Annotated in this window: 12 protein-coding genes; 6 read left to right on the forward strand and 6 right to left on the reverse strand. The window is 58.0% G+C overall.

The window, feature by feature from the left end:
- Nucleotides 1-40: 40 nt before the first annotated feature.
- Nucleotides 41-496 carry an RrF2 family transcriptional regulator gene (locus MRS74_RS09660; protein WP_254580075.1) on the reverse strand — a complete coding sequence of 152 codons (456 nt, stop codon included), beginning with the start codon at nucleotides 494-496 and terminating at the stop codon, nucleotides 41-43.
- A gap of 160 nt (nucleotides 497-656) precedes the next feature.
- The gene (locus MRS74_RS09665; RefSeq protein WP_254580076.1) at nucleotides 657-1,262 is read right to left on the reverse strand and encodes a TIGR04211 family SH3 domain-containing protein; all 606 of its coding nucleotides are present in this window, start codon (nucleotides 1,260-1,262) and stop codon (nucleotides 657-659) included.
- Nucleotides 1,263-1,596: 334 nt separating this feature from the next.
- Between MRS74_RS09665 and MRS74_RS09670 the strand changes: the two genes are divergently transcribed.
- Nucleotides 1,597-2,412 (forward strand): mechanosensitive ion channel family protein, encoded by an 816-nt coding sequence (locus tag MRS74_RS09670; protein ID WP_254580077.1) that lies wholly within the window; start codon nucleotides 1,597-1,599, stop codon nucleotides 2,410-2,412.
- Nucleotides 2,413-2,517: 105 nt separating this feature from the next.
- On the opposite strand, the gene MRS74_RS09675 is transcribed toward MRS74_RS09670, so the two are convergent.
- The 4 genes from MRS74_RS09675 to MRS74_RS09690 form a co-directional block, all read right to left on the reverse strand.
- Nucleotides 2,518-4,725: a sodium:solute symporter family protein gene (locus MRS74_RS09675; RefSeq protein ID WP_254580078.1), complete on the reverse strand. Its 2,208-nt coding sequence runs from the start codon at nucleotides 4,723-4,725 to the stop codon at nucleotides 2,518-2,520.
- 149 nt (nucleotides 4,726-4,874) lie between these two features.
- On the reverse strand, nucleotides 4,875-5,174 hold the full coding sequence (yidD, locus tag MRS74_RS09680) for a membrane protein insertion efficiency factor YidD (RefSeq protein ID WP_254580079.1): 300 nt from the start codon (nucleotides 5,172-5,174) through the stop codon (nucleotides 4,875-4,877).
- Between the two features lie 85 nt (nucleotides 5,175-5,259).
- Nucleotides 5,260-6,810 carry a malate dehydrogenase (quinone) gene (gene mqo / locus MRS74_RS09685; protein ID WP_254580080.1) on the reverse strand — a complete coding sequence of 517 codons (1,551 nt, stop codon included), beginning with the start codon at nucleotides 6,808-6,810 and terminating at the stop codon, nucleotides 5,260-5,262.
- 545 nt (nucleotides 6,811-7,355) lie between these two features.
- Nucleotides 7,356-8,744 carry a PhoH family protein gene (locus MRS74_RS09690; RefSeq protein WP_254580081.1) on the reverse strand — a complete coding sequence of 463 codons (1,389 nt, stop codon included), beginning with the start codon at nucleotides 8,742-8,744 and terminating at the stop codon, nucleotides 7,356-7,358.
- 421 nt (nucleotides 8,745-9,165) lie between these two features.
- On the opposite strand from MRS74_RS09690, the gene ppnN reads away from it, so the two are divergent.
- From ppnN to hrpA, 5 genes are all read left to right on the forward strand, one after another.
- Nucleotides 9,166-10,554 carry a nucleotide 5'-monophosphate nucleosidase PpnN gene (ppnN, locus tag MRS74_RS09695; RefSeq protein ID WP_256557876.1) on the forward strand — a complete coding sequence of 463 codons (1,389 nt, stop codon included), beginning with the start codon at nucleotides 9,166-9,168 and terminating at the stop codon, nucleotides 10,552-10,554.
- A gap of 218 nt (nucleotides 10,555-10,772) precedes the next feature.
- Nucleotides 10,773-11,732 (forward strand): M23 family metallopeptidase, encoded by a 960-nt coding sequence (locus tag MRS74_RS09700; protein WP_254580082.1) that lies wholly within the window; start codon nucleotides 10,773-10,775, stop codon nucleotides 11,730-11,732.
- Complete coding sequence (locus MRS74_RS09705) at nucleotides 11,729-12,121, forward strand: bactofilin family protein (RefSeq protein WP_254580083.1); 393 nt, start codon at nucleotides 11,729-11,731, stop codon at nucleotides 12,119-12,121. Before MRS74_RS09700 ends, MRS74_RS09705 begins: the two co-directional genes overlap by 4 nt.
- A gap of 90 nt (nucleotides 12,122-12,211) precedes the next feature.
- Nucleotides 12,212-13,027, forward strand: a complete 816-nt coding sequence (locus MRS74_RS09710) for a class II glutamine amidotransferase (protein WP_254580084.1) — start codon at nucleotides 12,212-12,214, stop codon at nucleotides 13,025-13,027.
- A 117-nt stretch (nucleotides 13,028-13,144) separates the two neighbouring features.
- Complete coding sequence (hrpA, locus tag MRS74_RS09715; protein ID WP_254580085.1) at nucleotides 13,145-17,062, forward strand: ATP-dependent RNA helicase HrpA; 3,918 nt, start codon at nucleotides 13,145-13,147, stop codon at nucleotides 17,060-17,062.
- Nucleotides 17,063-17,338 lie beyond the last annotated feature (276 nt).

Raw genomic sequence — 17,338 nt, forward strand, 5'->3', positions numbered from 1 at the left:
GGCTGGAAGTGCGACCAATTGGACATCGCAATGGGGATGATTATCGCAGGCTATCGCTGGGGGGCTGGGGCGCGAGTTGCAATACCTGCTCGAGCCAGTCGGTGTCGTGCAGCAGATCGCGCAGGCGGTACTGGTTCATGTATTCGATCATGTGGTGCAGGGACGCGGCCAGAATCTGGCGCCAGCGGCACTGCGCCGACAGTATGCATGCGGGCTGCTCGCAGCGCGCCAGTTCAGTATCGGTTTCAAACGAGGCCACCAGGTCGCCCATGCGGTAGTCCAAAGTGTCGGTATTGATCATCATGCCACCGTGGCGGCCACGAACCGTGGTGATCAGGCCCTGGGCGGCAAAGCGGTTGACGATTTTGGCCAGGTTGTTGGGTGAGATATCCAGGGCAGACGCCAGCTGTGCGACGGTGCAGAGTTTGCTCCGAGGGGCTGTGGCAAGATAGATGAGTACGCGTATGGCGTAGTCGGTCTGCTTGGTGAGTTGCATAGGTCTGGCGTCGACTGATCATGTATTGCACAGGCGTCGCATTATCTATGCACCTTAATGAATATTCAATCAAAAACGCACTGGGTGGAAAAATAATCGACGCGGAATAGCGACAGTCTGCTATTGACTGTCGCTACCCTGGCAAGGGCCTGCTGGGGAGTCAGAACCAGTCGGCATTGCGTTTTCGGCGTTTCGGGAAGTAGGGGATCAGCAGTCCGAGCAGGACGCCACCCAGAGCCACCAGGCCACCGTGGGTGAGCCAGCGCATCAGGTTGCTGTCGTCCATGTTCTCGATCTGGTTGTTCAGGTCCTTGATCTGGCGATTAAGCTGGTCACGCTCGCCATCGTAGGACTGGTTGCGGGTCTTGATATCGGTCAGTTCCGAGCGCAGCCGTACAATCTCATCGGCCTGCTGTACAACCGTGGTACTTTTTTCATTCAGGGCGGACTGCAGCTCGGGCAAGCGGGCCAGGGTGCTTTGCCCTTCGGTGATCTGATCACCGGGCAGCCAGCCTGTACGGCCGTTTTCAAGCTTGACCTGGACATAGTCGGTGCTGGCGTCGCGCTTGAGAATTTCCACGGCATCGCCGCTGCGAATCCGTCCGGCAATGCGATACTGATTGCTCGGGCCACTGTGATAGAAGGTGTAAACGTCGTCGGCGACATGGCCTGGTTGAGCGAAAGCTGTCTGCAGGGAAAGGGACGCGAACAGAATGAGGCCAGTGGCGAGTCGTGTCGGGGTGCGTGAGTCCGGAAGTATAATCATTGAGTTTCGAAAGTCGTTGTCCTTGGTTGCCGGGTTGCCTGCCGATGGAGCGGGCTTGAATGTGATGCAGCCTGTGCGGTGCAGAGTCTCGGTATCTGACGTATAACCGCTGTCCAAGGTTCCTGATTATAGTTCCGAAAAAAAATCCTGAAACCCTATAGCGTCACAACGGTTGCGATCGTGGTGGATTTTATTATCCTATGTCGCCATCGGGCGTCATTTGGCCGCGTGGCGGCGTCAGCTTGTCGCGCTAACCCGACAGTTTGAGGTCTGTTCAAGTGCCGGGGGAGGCTGGAGCGGGCAGAAGTTTTTTTTCAATTTACGGAGAGAGTGTATGGATACGTTCTATGCAGATTACATTGATGCCTATGCTGTGCCCTGGGCGATCAATATTTTCTTTGCGCTGGCCATCTTTCTGGTGGGCCGCGGCTTAGCCAAGCTGGTGCTGAATCTGCTCGACCGGATTCTGCGCAAGGCCAAGGTTGATCAGATGCTGATCAACTTTATCTGTGCTATCAGCAATGTGCTGATGTTGCTGTTCGTGATTGTTGCTGCGGTGGATCAGTTGGGTGTGGATACGACATCGCTGATTGCCGTGGTGGGTGCGGCGGGTTTGGCGGTCGGTCTGGCGCTGCAGGATTCGTTGAAGAACTTCGCCGCTGGCGTGATGCTGATCGTGTTCCGTCCGTTCAAGGAAGGGGATTTCATAGAGGCCGGCGGGGTGTCGGGAATCGTTGAGCATATTTCGATTTTCAGTACCGTAATGCGCACCGGCGATAACCGCGAGGTTATGGTACCCAATGGCGGGATCTATGGTGGTGTGATTGTCAATTACTCCAAGCGCGCTACACGTCGCGTTGATATGGTGTTTGGAATCGGATATGACGCCGACCTGCTCAAGGCCAAGCGCATCTTCGGCGAAATTCTGGCAGCAGACGAGCGTGTACTGGCTGAGCCTGCGCCGGTCATTGCCGTGGCTGCACTGGCGGACAGCAGCGTGAATTTCAATGTGCGTCCCTGGGTCAATAGTGTCGATTACTGGCCCGTTCTTTGGGATACCACGGAAAAAGTGAAGCTGCGTCTGGACGAGGAAGGTATCAGTATTCCGTTCCCGCAGATGGATGTTCATCTGCACAAACCGACTGCCTGATCGGCCCGCGGTCTGTCACTGAGCGTTGCAATGCAAAGACCGCCTGTTGGCGGTCTTTTGCGTTAGGGGCTCTGTGGTCGGTTTGGTATGTTGCCTGGCCTGATGCTACAGCTGATCCTCGGCCCGCAGGGCGCCGAGCTCCCGGCGCAGCAGTTCGTTTTCCTGCAGCAGCTTCTGGGCATCAATACGGTAGCGGAAAATATCCGTATAGCGCTCCTCCAGTTTGGTTTCGAGCTGGTCGATCTGGTTTTTCTGCAGCTTGATATTCTGCTCCAGTTTCTCGATGCTGCGTTGCAGTTCGCTCACCATGCCGTAATGGTCCGCTGAGCCTTGAGCCGCTGCGCTGGGGCTATTGAGCACGGACGCACTCAGGTGCGGGCCATTGAGTTCGCTCACTATATGGCTATAGAGCGCTTTCAGGTCGGTGGCTTCGCGGTCACTGTAGTGGATTGAGGTTTCGATGGCGCTGTGGGCGCTGGCGGCGCCGATGGCACCGGCCAGGATATGCTCCAGCGAGCGGTGAAATTCCACCAGTTCAATAATGGTGACGTGGGGCTTATTTGCCACCTGCAGGTCCTGCAACAGACCGTGTACCGCGGCTTCCGCCTTGTCGCTATTGAGGTATTTGGCCAGCAGGCTGCGGGCTTCCGCGATCTTGGGTTTCAGGTCGATGTAGGCGTGCAGCCCGGTATGACGGGCCCGGCTGCGGTGCTGCTGCGGCAGCATGGCGGAGAGGAAGTCGCTGGTGAGAGTGCGCTCGCCCTTGCCGGGGCTGTAGAGCAGCGAGCCCAGTACATAGGCGCTGATATTGATCATGAGTGACCAGAACACGCTGTGGCTCAGGGTTGGCAGGCTGTCGAGCCCGAGCAGCGCTTCGGGGCGCAGCAGTGTTATGCCCCAGGGGCCGTCGGTCAGCAGGCCGGGTTCATACCAGCCCTGGCGAATAAAGGTGGGCAGCGCCAGGGTATAACACCAGATCAGGAAGCCGCTGCACAGGCCCGCCAGGGCTCCGGCACTGTTGCCGCGCTTCCAGAACAGGCCACCAAAGAGCGCCGGGGCGAACTGCAGTACCGCGGCGAAGGACAGCAGGCCTATGGTGACCAGCAGGTAGGAGTCGGCAAATTCGACGGCAAAGCCGTAGGCCGACACCAGGATGAGCGCAATAAGCACCCAGCGCACCTGCAGCAGCGAGCCCCGTGCGCGCCTGAGGCCCGGAGTGCGCTCGAACAGCGGCAGCAACAGGTGGTTCGAGGCCATGGTGGCCAGGGTCATGGTGGTGACCAGCACCATTGCTGTGGCGGCGGAGAAGCCGCCGATAAACACCAGCAGCGTCAGGGCCTGCTCACCGGCCTGCTGCGGGATCAGCAGCACATAGAAGTCCGCCATGCTGATGGGCAGGTCGCTGATCAGTCCTGCACCGGCGATGGGCAATACAAACAGGTTGATCAGAATCAGGTACAACGGGAACAGCCACATGGCGGTCTTGATATGCTGCTGGTTCGAGTTTTCCACCACTGCCACATGAAACTGGCGCGGCAGCAGCTGAATGCCGGCGAAACTCAGGATAATGAAGGTCAGCCAGGTGAGACCGTCGCCCTTGTAACTGCTGATGCGGGTAAGGTGGCGCAGGTCGCCTTCGCTCAGGCGTTCCAGCAGGGGCGCCAAGCCGCCGAATACGGTCATGGTGACGAAGGCGCCGATGGCCATGAAGGCGATCAACTTGACCACGCACTCCACGGCCAGCACCGTGACCATGCCCGGGTGGCGTTCCGTGGGGTCGAGCCTGCGGGCGCCGAATATAATGGTAAAGATAATCATCACCAGCGTGATCATCAGGCCGGTAAAGCCGCCGACACCCGGATTATTGCCCGATGTGATCAGGTTGAAGGAGCTGATAATGGCTTCGAGCTGCAGGGCTATATAGGGCAGGGCGCCGATCAGTGCGATCAGGGTAACGGCGGCGGCGATGGTCTGGGAGCGATTGTAGCGGGTGGATATAAAGTCGGCAATGCTGGTGATATGGAAGGTTTCCTTGGCGGCCACCATGGGGCGCAGGATGACCCACCAGAGCGCGATGGCCATCAGTGCGCCGACATAGATGCCCAGAAACAGCAGGCCGGAATGGCTCGCAAGACCTACGCTGCCGTAGAAGGTCCAGGAGGTGGCGTACACCGCCAGCGACAGCGCATAGATCCAGGGGCCGCGCTTGGCCTGGCCGTTGCGCTCAACGCGTTTTTCCACCAGTTGTGCAATGCTGAACAGAATGCCCATATAGAGCAGCACCACGATCGTGACTGTTGTCGGAGAAAACATGGATGCAGGTGCCTGTCGTCAGCGCTATGGGAGTGTTTATTTAATAGCTGCTGCGGGCGGGGGGGTCAATCGATGTGGTGCTGCTATTTCACTTCAAGTCTAACTTAAGTGGCTGAATTTGCGTGTGTTGCGGCTGGCTATAGCGTTAGTCAGGGGCGATCGCGGAACCTTTCAGGTGCCTGAGCAGCATCGGGATCGGCTGATTTTGTAGCGCAGTGACCGGGCACCAGATCGACGCCACCGGGGTGCAGTGGGTGACACTTGGCGATGCGCTTGAGCGTCAGCCAGCCGCCCTTGGCTGGGCCGTGGAGCTGAATGGCTTCAATACCATAGCTGGAACAGCTGGGGTAGAAGCGGCATCGGGGCCCGATAATCGGGCTGATCACCAGTTGGTAGGCGCGGATAGGGCCGATCAGCAGCCAGCGCATAGTGTATGACTCCGGTGCCATGCATGAAGTCACCAGCATAGGGAAAAATCAGCCTGTGGGAAAGCGCGCAGGCGGGGCCTGCGCGCTTTGCGGTTTTGTCTGTCAGTTAGCTGGCCAGAGCCTGGATGTCATCAAGCGTATCAGGCGCTGGCTGTGACTTTGGGCTGGTCTGGCCCTCATCCAGCTGCAGCACGGACAGAGTGCGTTTGCGGACCTGCTCCAGCAGCTGGGTATTCTGCATCAAATCCTGCTGATACGAAGGCACCATGGTGCGGATCTTTTCCTGCCAGGCCGGGCTTGCCAGCTGGTCGGCAAAGCAGCGTTCGATAATGCCGATCATGGCGCTGGCGGCTGTAGAGGCGCCGGGAGAGGCGCCGAGCAGAGCGGACAGGCTGCCATCGGCCGAGGTGATCACTTCGGTACCGAATTCCAGCTTGCCGCCTTTCTCGGCGTCTTTCTTGATGATCTGCACCCGCTGTCCGGCGTGGGACAGGGTCCAGTCTTCGGTGCGCGCATCGGGGTAGAATTTGCGCAGTGCCTCGATCCTGGCGTCATGGGACTGCAGGACTTCGCTGATCAGGTAGCGGGTCAGGTCCATGTTGTTCATGCCCACGGACAGCATGGGCTTGATGTTGTTCAGGCGCACGCTCTTGAGCAGATCCAGATTGGATCCGCGCTTGAGAAATTTGGTGGTGAAGCCTGCAAAGGGGCCAAACAGCAGGGCCTTTTCGCCGTCGATAATGCGGGTATCCAGGTGGGGTACCGACATGGGGGGGGCGCCAATGGGGGCCTTGCCGTAGACCTTGGCCAGGTGCTGGCTGACGATCTCGGGTTTTTTGCATACCAGCCACTGGCCGCTGACCGGGAAGCCGCCGTAGCCGTCGCCTTCGGCAATGCCGGATTTTTGCAGCAGGGGCAGGGCGCCGCCGCCGGCACCCAGAAAAACGAAGCGGGCACGGATATGCTCGGTGCCGCCGCTCTGGCTGTTCTTCAGTTTGACGTCCCACTGGCCGTCGGCCTGCTGGTTAAGGTCGGTTACCGTACGTGCGAGCAGCAGTTCGAAACCGGCCTGGGTCTGCAGGTTCTGTGTCATGCCGCGTGTCAGCGAGCCAAAGTCGACATCCGAGCCATAGCGTACGCGGGTACCGGCGACTTTTTCGTCCGGACTACGGTTCTGCATGATCAGAGGCATCCACTGACGCAGAACCTCGTGGTCTTCGCTGTATTCCATGGCGGCGAAGGCGGGATGGGCGCTCAGGGTTGCATGGCGCTTGCGCAGAAAGTTGACGTTTTCCTCGCCCCAGACAAAGCTCTGGTGCGGCGTGGCATTAATAAAGTTTTTCGGCGCCGGCAATATCTGCTGTTCCACCAGGTAAGACCAGAACTGCAGGCTGACTTCAAAGGCGTTATTGATGGTGAAGGCCTTGCGGGTGTCGATGGTGCCATCAGCCGTCAGGGGAGCGTAATTCAGTTCGCAGTAGGCTGCGTGACCGGTGCCGGCGTTGTTCCAGCCGTCGGTGCTTTCCTGGGCAACCTGGTCCAGACGCTCAACCATGCTGATGCTGAGGTTCGGATCCAGCTGCTTGAGCAGCGTGCCCAGGGTTGCGCTCATTGCGCCGGCCCCGACGAGCAGTACGTCTACGGATTTTGCAGTCATGATAACTCCGCCTGTTAGATAGTTGATCATGGAGTTGAGGCGCCGCGGATAGGGGTTTTTGGCCCTGCCCTGAAACTTTTGTCGCCCTGCGGGGCGGCATTCTTCAGAGTATCGCGCGGTCTCGGTCCCGTTCGCTATGGAGCGGCTGATGCATCTGTTGGGCGCTCATCAGGTCGCCGTGGCATCAGCCGTAGAATTCCTGTCTGCGTTTGGGCAGCGGGGCGCAGGGCATCTTTAAAAAGCTGCTTGCGCCCGTCAAATCCGGGTCTTTTCGATCGGTTCAAAACACGGATTGATCCGGCTCTAGGCTTTATTATTATCTTTCGCAGTTGCGACGCATTATAAGTCAGGCGCGACGGAAGGAAACGCGGCCATCTTTTATAGTGCCTATAACACAACGGTTTCATGAGGTTGTAACGCAGTTGCGGTAGGGGCTGCAGAGGCAATTGATACTTTGGTATGGCGGGTCGCAAAGAGGGTTTACGAGGGAGCAATGCCACGGCGCGGCGGCCGGGGCATTGCTGGGTAGTAAAAGCTATGGCGGATCAGAGGTGCTCTTCGGCGTAGCGTGCCAGGCGGGAGCGGAAGATGCCTTCGAAGTGGACGTTGGCGGAGCCTTCGAACCCCTTGAAGCGCTCAACGATATAGGTCAGGCCCGAGGTCAGGGCGGTCAGATAATTGGAGTCGATCTGCGCCAGGTTGCCCAGACAGATCATCTTGGTGCCCTTGCCGCAGCGAGTGATGATGGTCTTGAGCTGCTGTGGGGTCAGGTTCTGGGCTTCATCAACGATGACCACCGCATCCTGGATGCTGCGGCCACGAATGAAGTTCAGTGACTTGAACTGGATGTTAGCCTTTTCAATGGCATATTTGACACTGCTCTGGGGGCGTTCGTCATGCTCATGCATGGCTTCGAGGTTGTCGTGGATGGAGCTGAGCCAGGGCGTCATCTTCTCTTCTTCGGTTCCGGGCAGAAAGCCTATATCCTCGGCCACCGGCGGTGTGGAGCGGGTGACGATGATCTTGTTGAAGCGCTTCTGCTCGATCACCATTTCCAGCGCGCAGGCCAGCGCAATCAGGGTTTTGCCCGAGCCTGCGGCACCATTGAGCAGGCACATGTCGATGGTCGGATCCAGCAGGGATTGCATGGCAAAAGCCTGGTACAGCGTGATAGGTTTGATACCCCAGCAGTTCTGCTGCATCAGGTGACTGTAGCCCAGATCCAGCAGTACCACCTTGTCGTCTTCGATGGAGATGGTACGGGCGGCAAAGTCCTTGCTTTCGTCGTAGATGTATTCGTTGGGGTAGGTGTGGGGCAGCATTTCCCGGTTGACGCGGTGGTAAGTGCGATCGCCATCGCGGTAGCTGTCTACCTGCTCGATGCGGTCCCAGAAATTGCCCTCTATCTTCTGGTGCCCGGCGGGCAGCAGGTCGAGATCGGAGATCAGCTGGTCGGTACGGTAGTCTTCAACTTTCAGCAGCCCGGCCCCAAGGGCCTTGAGCCGCATGTTGATGTCCTTGGTGACCAGAATGATGTCGCGGTGCGGGTTGGTCGCCTGCAGGTGCAGGGCGCAGTTGATGATCTGATTGTCCTTGTTCTTGTCGGCGGGCAGAAAGCCCTGGCGCGCACCCAGTTCGTGGTCGGGGAAGATGCTCAGTTTGCCCAGGGGGGTTTCCCGGTCGAGTCCTGGCAGCATGATGCGCACACCCTTGGTTATCTGGGTGGGGCTGTTCGCGGCACTGAGAATATTGTCGATCGCCCGGATGGCAAAACGGGCTTCCTGCGCCACTGTTTTCTTGCGGTCCTTGATGTCATCAAGCTCCTCAAGCACGGTCATGGGGATGGTGATGTCCTGTTCCTTGAATTCGAACAGGCACTTGGGATCATGCAGCAACACGTTGGTATCAAGAATATAAAGTTTCGATGCGGTCATCGGCTTTTCCTTCAGCTGCTCGCTTGATAAGCATGCGGCTGTATCCTGCGGATCCATAAGCACAATACAGCTGCCGCACTTACACAATAGCAGCCTCAATGTTGCGTGTAACCGTACAAATGAGGACTGCGTTTAATTGGCCGTAAAAAAGTTTTCTGCTTGGGCCATGCTGCCCCGTTTGATCAAAAAATGATCTGGATCGCATTGTTTTTAAAAGGGTTATGGTGGGATTCATGGAAATTCCCTATATTGAAGAGGGTGAACCTCTGGTGTGCTGGCCCTGTCTCATGAAAGCCTGCGCCAGAGTGCCGGCATCTGTCAGCCAGGGGCGGTGCAGGGTTTTACCGGTTGGGCCGGTGACGCATAAAGTGTGGCCGGGCTCGGCATTTCAGGAATTCGATGCTCAAGGGAGGTGATATTTATGATCACCGAAGACTTCGTGACCACCAGTGTGACGCCCAGCGAGAGCCTGGCGACACTTTCCCCTGTTGAAGTTGCCAGGCTGCAGGATGCAAGCCAGGGTGGTTTGTACCGACTGTTTCGGCAGTGCTGCCTGGCGGTTCTCAATTGCGGCAGTGAGCTTGACAGCACCAAGATGGTGCTCGAGCGATACAAGAATTTCGATATTAAAATCAGCCAGAAACATCGTGGTCTGCAGCTGGATCTGATCAATGCGCCAGCCAGCGCCTTCGTGGATGGCGAAATCATCCAGGGGATACGCGAGCACCTGTTTTCGGTGCTGCGAGATCTGCTCTATATCGGCGATGAACTGGATGATTATTGTCATGGTCTGGATGAGGGGAGCACTATTACGCACGCCGTTTTTCAGATTCTGCGTCACGCCGATGTTTTCCGTCCGCACGTGAAGCCCAATCTGGTGGTGTGCTGGGGTGGCCACTCCATTGGCCATGACGAGTATGAATACACCAAGAAGGTGGGCTACGAGCTCGGCCTGCGGCGGTTGAATATCTGTACCGGTTGTGGCCCGGGGGCGATGAAGGGCCCCATGAAGGGGGCGGCCATCGCCCATGCCAAGCAGCGTATCCGCGATGCGCGCTATGTGGGTATTTCGGAGCCCGGCATTATTGCCGCCGAGTCGCCGAACCCGATCGTCAATGAGCTGCTGATCATGCCGGATATCGAAAAGCGACTGGAGGCTTTTGTGCGTCTTGGGCATGGCATCGTGGTCTTTCCGGGCGGCGCCGGCACGGCGGAGGAGATTCTGTATATTCTGGGCGTGCTGTTGCACGAGAAGAACAATGAGCTGCCGTTCCCGCTGATCTTTACCGGGCCCGAGGGCAGTGAGGCCTACTTCGAAACCATTGATCGTTTCCTGCGCAAGACGCTGGGCGATGCTGCGGCGAACCGCTATGAAATCATTGTCGGCGACCCGATCAAGGTTGCGCTGCGCATGGAGGCGGGTCTGCGCGCTGTCACGGCCTACCGCAAGGTGACCAGCGAGTCCTTCCACTTCAACTGGCAAATCAGTATTCCGTTGACCTTCCAGCAGCCGTTTGAACCCACCCATGAAAACATGGCGACGCTTAACCTGTTCCAGGATCAGTCATCCTGCGATCTGGCGTCCAACCTGCGGCGCGCGCTCTCGGGCATTGTGGCAGGCAACGTCAAGGAGCCGGGGGTACGGGCCATCGAGGAATTCGGGCCTTTCGAGCTTTGCGGCGAGCCTGATTTGATGGATCCGCTGGATCAGCTGCTCACTTCCTTTGTGCAGCAGCGGCGCATGAAACTGAACTATCAGGAATACACGCCCTGTTACCGCCTTACCGGGGTAGCGGGCACCGTGGCCTGAGGTCTAGCTGCCTGAAAACAGAGCGCGATAATCCGCCAGGGTTGTCGCGCTCTGTGCATCCTGCGTTATGATATCCCGCGCCCACTGGGTGTAGCTGGTTTTTGTGGTTACAGTGCTCTGCGGCCGGAGTAGTCGCTGTTGTGTTGCAAGTGTCCGCTGAACTTTTGCAAGCGGATTGTTGTCTTCAACCTCCTTGTCGATTCATGCGGGGGCGTGCCTTGAAAAACAAACTGATCGTTACCCTGACGACGGTGAAGGGTTCGCGGCAGTATACGCTGAACCAGGTGGCGCGAGTGCTGGTACCGGCCTTCTTGTTGATGGCGGTGCTCAGCTTCTTTGTGTCCAACGCCTTACTGGTGAAGACCAGTGACGATCTGGCCATTCTGGAAGAGGATCATCAGTTGTTGTCCGATCAGTACGAAACCGTGCTCGGGACTCAGCAGCTCTATGTGTCCGAGCTGAATCAGCTCAGCAGTACCCTTGAGGTGCTGCAGCAGGAAAATTACCGTATCGGGGAATTGAATGCCTCGCTGGACGAGAGTCTGGGTGGCCTGGAGTCTATGCTTGGCATGCCCGCCAGTGACTCCTATACGCCGGAGCGGGCGGAGGTCTTGAAATCGACGGCCGCGCAGCGGTTGTTTCTGCTGCATAATATTCCCAACGGTGTACCGTTGCAGGGCACCCGCATGACGGATCGCTTCGGCATGCGTACCCACCCGGTGACTCGCAAGCGCAGTATGCACAATGGCGTCGACTTCGCTGCGACCCGGGGTACCGAAGTCTATGCCACTGCGGACGGTGTGGTGGAATTCAGTGGCCGGCAGAGTGGTTTTGGCAAGCTGGTCATCATGCAGCACAGTTTTGGTTTCAAGACTTACTTTGCACATCTGGATAAACTGAATGTCGAAACAGGTGATCTTGTGGCCAAAGGCCAGTTGATTGCACACAGCGGAAACAGTGGTCGTTCGACCGGGCCGCATTTGCACTACGAGGTAAGGCGCCTGTTTACGGCGATTGATCCGGCACCTTTTCTGAAGTGGAATATTGCGAATTTTGACACCATCTTTACAGACGTAACGAGCGTAAAATGGGCATCCTTAAAAGAAATGTATCCGTTAAATCAGGCCGCGGTGCAGTTACCATCATCGCAGAAGGAAACCGATTCACCGGAGACATGACGGTACAGGGCAAGGTGCACGTCGACGGTGTTATCGAAGGCAAGATTGACGCCAATGACGATATTTCCATTGGCAAGACCGGCGAGGTTAAAGGGCTGGTAAAGGCCAAGCATGTGCATGTCAGCGGGCGCCTCGAAGGCGAGGTGATCTGCGATATTCTCTATGTCGAGGCCGGTGGCAAGGTGCGGGCCCGGGTCTTGAGCCGCCAGATGTCGGTAGATCCCAGAGGCTGCTTTCAGGGGGAGCGGCGCGAGCAGATCCAGCAGGTGCTGGCATTGCAGGGCGCGGCGGAAAAAGCGTTTGAATTTGGGGTTGAGGCAATCGACAGCCTGCCCGATCGAATCGTGCTGGGTCGAGGCCGGGGCCGAGGCAAGTTTGAAGGCAAATGAGGCCATGGGCACAAGCAACACCGCTTTCATGGCGTGGCAGGGTCTCGGGGCGCTGCACGCTAACTGATCAGAGCAGACGGAGCCGTACCGATGTGTGAACTCTTGGGCATGAGTGCCAATGTACCCACCGATATCTGTTTCAGCTTCTCCGGGCTGATGCAGCGAGGCGGGGCAACCGGGCCGCATCGTGACGGCTGGGGCATCGCCTTTTACGAGGGGCGGGGGGTGCGCTTTTTCCATGATCCGGCACCCAGTGTGGAGTCGGCCATTGCACGGCTGGTGCGCAGTCATCCGATCAAAAGCCATATCGTTATCAGTCATATCCGCCAGGCGAACGTCGGTCAGATCTGCCTGGAAAATACCCACCCGTTTTCCCGTGAACTCTGGGGCCGTAGCTGGACTTACGCCCACAATGGGCAGCTGGATGCGCAGCTGTACGAGTTGCCGCTGGAGTTCTACCGCCCCATCGGTACCACCGACAGCGAATATGCCTTTTGCTGGTTGCTGGGGCAGGTGCGCAGTCGTTTTCCCGAGCAGCCCGATGACATTGCTGAGCTGAGTGACTTTATTGCCGGGCTCTGTGATCGTCTGCGTGGCTTTGGTGTGTTCAACATGCTGCTGACGGAGTCACGCTACCTGTTCTGTTACTGCACCACCAAGCTGTCCTGGATCACGCGCCGGGCGCCATTCGGTGAGGCAAGGCTCAAAGACTACGAACTGACGGTCGATTTCTGCCAGGAAACCACGCCTCTGGATATAGTTACCGTGATAGCGACGGATCCGCTGACGGATAACGAACACTGGCAGGCACTGCAAACCGGTGAGTTGTGCGTGTTTGAGAACGGCCTTGTGGTCGCAAAGCGCAGCGCAGACTTCGCATCGCAAGCGCCGGTCGGCGTTATCTAAGTCGTACTTCAAGAGTGGCGCGCGCTGCGAGGCTCTATAGTGCAGTGCCCGTGTATCCGCCGAGTGTCTCCTTTATAATGTGCCTCCTCTTTCAGCCTGAACGACTGCAGCCCATTCGTGACTATCGATATTGAACATCTCCGTCAGCAGCTTGCGCTCTGCCAGTGCAAGGATCGCCTTGGTCTTCTCAGAAAGCTTCAGCAGCTGGAGCAGCGCCTGGAAAAGGGGTTGCCGGCGGATCGCATCGCGATCCAGCTGGAGCAGGCGCTGGAATACTCTGCGGCCCTGGTAAAGGCGCGCGCCGCGCGAGTCAAGACTATTAATTATCCCGATTTGCCGGTTTCAGTGCGGCGCGAGGAAATCGGCAAGGTGATCGCTGCGAATCAGGTGGTCGTTATCGCCGGTGAAACCGGTTCCGGTAAAACCACGCAGTTGCCCAAAATCTGCCTGGAGCTTGGCCTGGGCGTGCGTGGCCTGATTGGCCATACCCAGCCGCGGCGCCTGGCGGCGCGTACTGTGGCGACACGCATAGCCGAAGAGCTGAATTGCAGTCTGGGTGATCAGGTGGGGTATCAGGTGCGTTTCACTGAGCAGGTGTCCGACCATACCCTGATCAAGCTGATGACCGATGGTATCCTGCTGGCGGAAACGCAGCACGACCGGTTGCTTGAACGCTATGACGTCATCATTATCGATGAAGCCCATGAGCGCAGTCTCAATATCGACTTTTTGCTGGGTTATCTGAAACGGATTCTGCCACAGCGTCCGGACCTCAAGGTCATCATTACGTCGGCCACGATCGATTTGGAGCGTTTTTCCCGCCACTTTGATGACGCGCCCATTATTGAGGTTTCGGGGCGAACCTACCCGGTTGAAGTGCTCTATCGCCCGCTGAATGATCGCGGCGAAGATCAGCCCGATGTAGACCAGCAGCAGGCGATTCTGGAGGCTGTGGAGGAAATCACCGATCTGGCTCGCAGCCAGCGTAGTAACGGTGCGCGGGACATCCTGATTTTTCTCAGTGGTGAGCGGGAAATCCGCGAAACGGCTGAGGTGCTGCGCCGGGCACAGCTACGTGATACCGAAGTCATGCCGCTCTATGCGCGTCTGAGCGTGGCGGAGCAGAATCGGGTGTTTCAGGCTGATCGCGGCGCCGGCCGGCGTATCGTGCTGGCGACCAACGTGGCGGAAACCTCGGTTACGGTGCCGGGTATCGGCTATGTTATTGACCCCGGGCAGGCCCGCATTTCACGTTACAGCTATAGAGCCAAGGTGCAGCGTTTGCCGATCGAGGCGGTGTCCCAGGCCAGCGCGAATCAGCGCATGGGGCGTTGCGGTCGCATATCCGAAGGTGTCTGCATTCGGCTTTATTCCGAAGAGGATTTCGCGGCCCGGCCGCGCTTTACCGATGCCGAGATCCGGCGTACCAATCTGGCGGCGGTAATTCTGCAGATGCTCAGCCTGCGCCTCGGTGATATCGCCGATTTTCCCTTTATCGATCCACCCGACAGTCGTTTTATCAATGATGGCTTCAAGTTGCTCGAAGAGCTCGGTGCAGTCGATACCGCGCGCGGCATGACGGCCCTTGGGCGCCAGCTGGCGCAGTTGCCGGTGGATCCGCGCATCGGGCGCATGGTGCTGGAGGGGGCCAAGCAGAATGCGCTGCGTGAGGTGCTGGTGGTGGCCAGTGCGCTGAGCAGCCAGGATCCGCGAGAGCGCCCGCTCGACAAACAGCAGGCGGCTGACGAGAAACACCGCGAATACGCTGACGATGAATCGGACTTTGTCACCCTGCTTAAACTGTGGAATCTGTACGAAGAACAGCGCCAGGCCCTGAGCCAGAATCAGCTGCGCAAGTACTGCCAGAAACACTTCCTGTCATTTTTGCGCATGCGCGAGTGGCGCGATGTACACCGCCAGCTGCACCTGATCAGCCGGCAGCTTAAGTTGCAGGAGAATTCGGTACCAGCGGAGTACGAGCCGTTTCATCGCTCGCTGCTGGCTGGGTTGCTGAGTCAGATTGGCATGCGGCAGGAGAATCGAGAGTATCTGGGAGCGCGTAATCGTCGCTTTCATCTGTTTCCGGCCTCGACTGTCTTCAAGAAGGCGCCCAAGTGGGTCATGTCGGCGGAAATGGTTGAGACATCACGCCTGTTTGCCCGCATGAACGCCTCGATCAAGCCGGAGTGGGTCGAGCCGCTGGCCGGGCATCTGGTCAAGCGCAGCTATCTTGAACCGCACTGGGAGAAAAAGCGCGCGCAGGTGGTGGCCAGCGAGCAGGTGACGCTCTTTGGTTTGATCATAGTACCGCGGCGCAAGGTACATTACGGCACTATAGACCCCGCGGTCTGCCACGAGATCTTCATTCGCAGTGCGCTGGTGGAAGGAGAGTACCAGACACAGGCGACGTATTTCAGCCACAACCGCAAACTGCTGGACGGGGTGGAGGCGCTGGAAGCCAAAAGCCGGCGTCGTGATCTGCTGGTGGATGAGGACAGTCTGTACGACTTTTATGCCGGGCGCCTGGCCGAGCACGGTGGCGCAGGTATCGTCAATGGTGCCGGCTTCGAGCACTGGCGCAGGAGTGCCGAGCAGCAGAACCCTCAGGTACTGTTCTTTACCGAAGAGGACGTACTGCAGCGCTCGGCGGCTCATGTCACAGCGCGGGACTATCCGCAGCGCATGCGCCTGGAGGGTGTCGATCTGCCACTGAGCTATCAGTTCGAGCCGGGCGCCGCCAGCGACGGCGTTACGCTTGATTTGCCGCTGGCGCTGTTGAATGGCGTGACGCCGCGCCGCCCCGACTGGCTGGTGCCGGGCATGCTGGAAGACAAGTGTATCGCCATCCTCAAGGGGTTGCCCAAGTCGCTGCGCAAGCATTTCGTGCCCATTCCGGATCATGTGCGGGCCTTTACCGATCAGGTGGTGTTCGCAGACGGCGATCTGTACGAGGCGCTCAGCCTGTTTTTGCGGCGCAAAACCGGTGTGCGCGTGGATCCGGCCGAGTTGCGCGCCGTTGAGCTCGACAAGCACTACCGCATGAATATCCGATTGCTGGATGCGGCAGGTCAGCAGTTGGGTGCCGGTCGGGACCTGGAGGCGCTTTCAAGTGAATTTGGCAAGCAGGCTGAAGCTGCGCTGCGCCAAGGGCCGGGGGATAACTGGGGTCGCAGTGGCCTGATGCGCTGGGACTTCGGCGAGCTGCCTGAGTCCGTGGAACTACGCCAGGCCGGCGGCATCCGTGTGGCGGCTTATCCCGGGCTGCGGGACTGCGGTGCGAGTGTTGAGCTGCATATCTGCGCCTCGGCGGATCAGGCGCAGGCGGAATCGCGCCTGGGCGTTGCACGGCTTGCCATGCTGGAGCTCGCGGCGCCGGTGCGCTATGCGCGGCGCGAAATGCCACATCTGAATGAATCGCTGCTGTACGGCGGTGCCCAGTTTGACAAGGCGCGGCTGGCGGATGCCATCCTGATGCAGGCATTGATGCAATTAATGCAGCTGGATGAGTCGCTGCCGCGTTCAGAGGAGGATTACAGGGGCAGGCTTGAGAAGGCGCGTGCAGACCTGTGGGAAAAGGTTGTTCAGCTGGCTGGGTTTGTGCGCGACTGCCACCGGGATTATCACCAGGTACGCAAACAGTTGGGCGGAAAGATCCCGTTGCAAGCGGTAACGGTACTGAACGATATAAAAAGTCAGCTTTCGGAGCTGATCCAGGCTGAATATTTGCTGACAACCTCCTGGTCGCAGTTACAGCATTATCCGCGTTACCTGCAGGCAATACTAAAACGGCTGGAAAAATATCAGCGAGACCTTAATCGGGAGCGGTTGCTATCTGACCAGTTGCAACAGTATTGGCAGCGATATAAAGGTTTGCGCGACAAAAACAAGGCTCAAGGATTGTTTGATCCGGCGCTGGAAGACTTTCGCTGGATGCTGGAGGAGTACCGTGTATCGCTTTTTGCCCAAACGCTGGGTACCCAAACAGCGGTATCGGACAAGCGGCTGCAGCAGCAGTGGCGCCAGTTGCAGGCCTGAGGATGCTTTTTTGTTGAGACGCCACCGAGTGGTGTCCGCAGAGGCGGCAGACAGGGTTAAAATAGCTGTCAGTAGTCTGCATGTTTTTGGCGCTTGCTTTGTAGCTGCGGCTGTCGGTCGCGGTAGTGGCGCGGTTGTATTAATGCGCTGTTAATGGGCTGTTAAGCGATTGCGTGCGAGCTGGGTTTATTTTCAAGCTTCTGAATTCATTGGCGTGGCGGTTATAGATGCGGTGTGATAATTGGCTGCACGGGCGCTGTCCGTGGGCTTGCGCGC

The organism is Marinobacterium sedimentorum (assembly GCF_024267675.1).
Lineage (GTDB): Bacteria > Pseudomonadota > Gammaproteobacteria > Pseudomonadales > Balneatricaceae > Marinobacterium_A > Marinobacterium_A sedimentorum.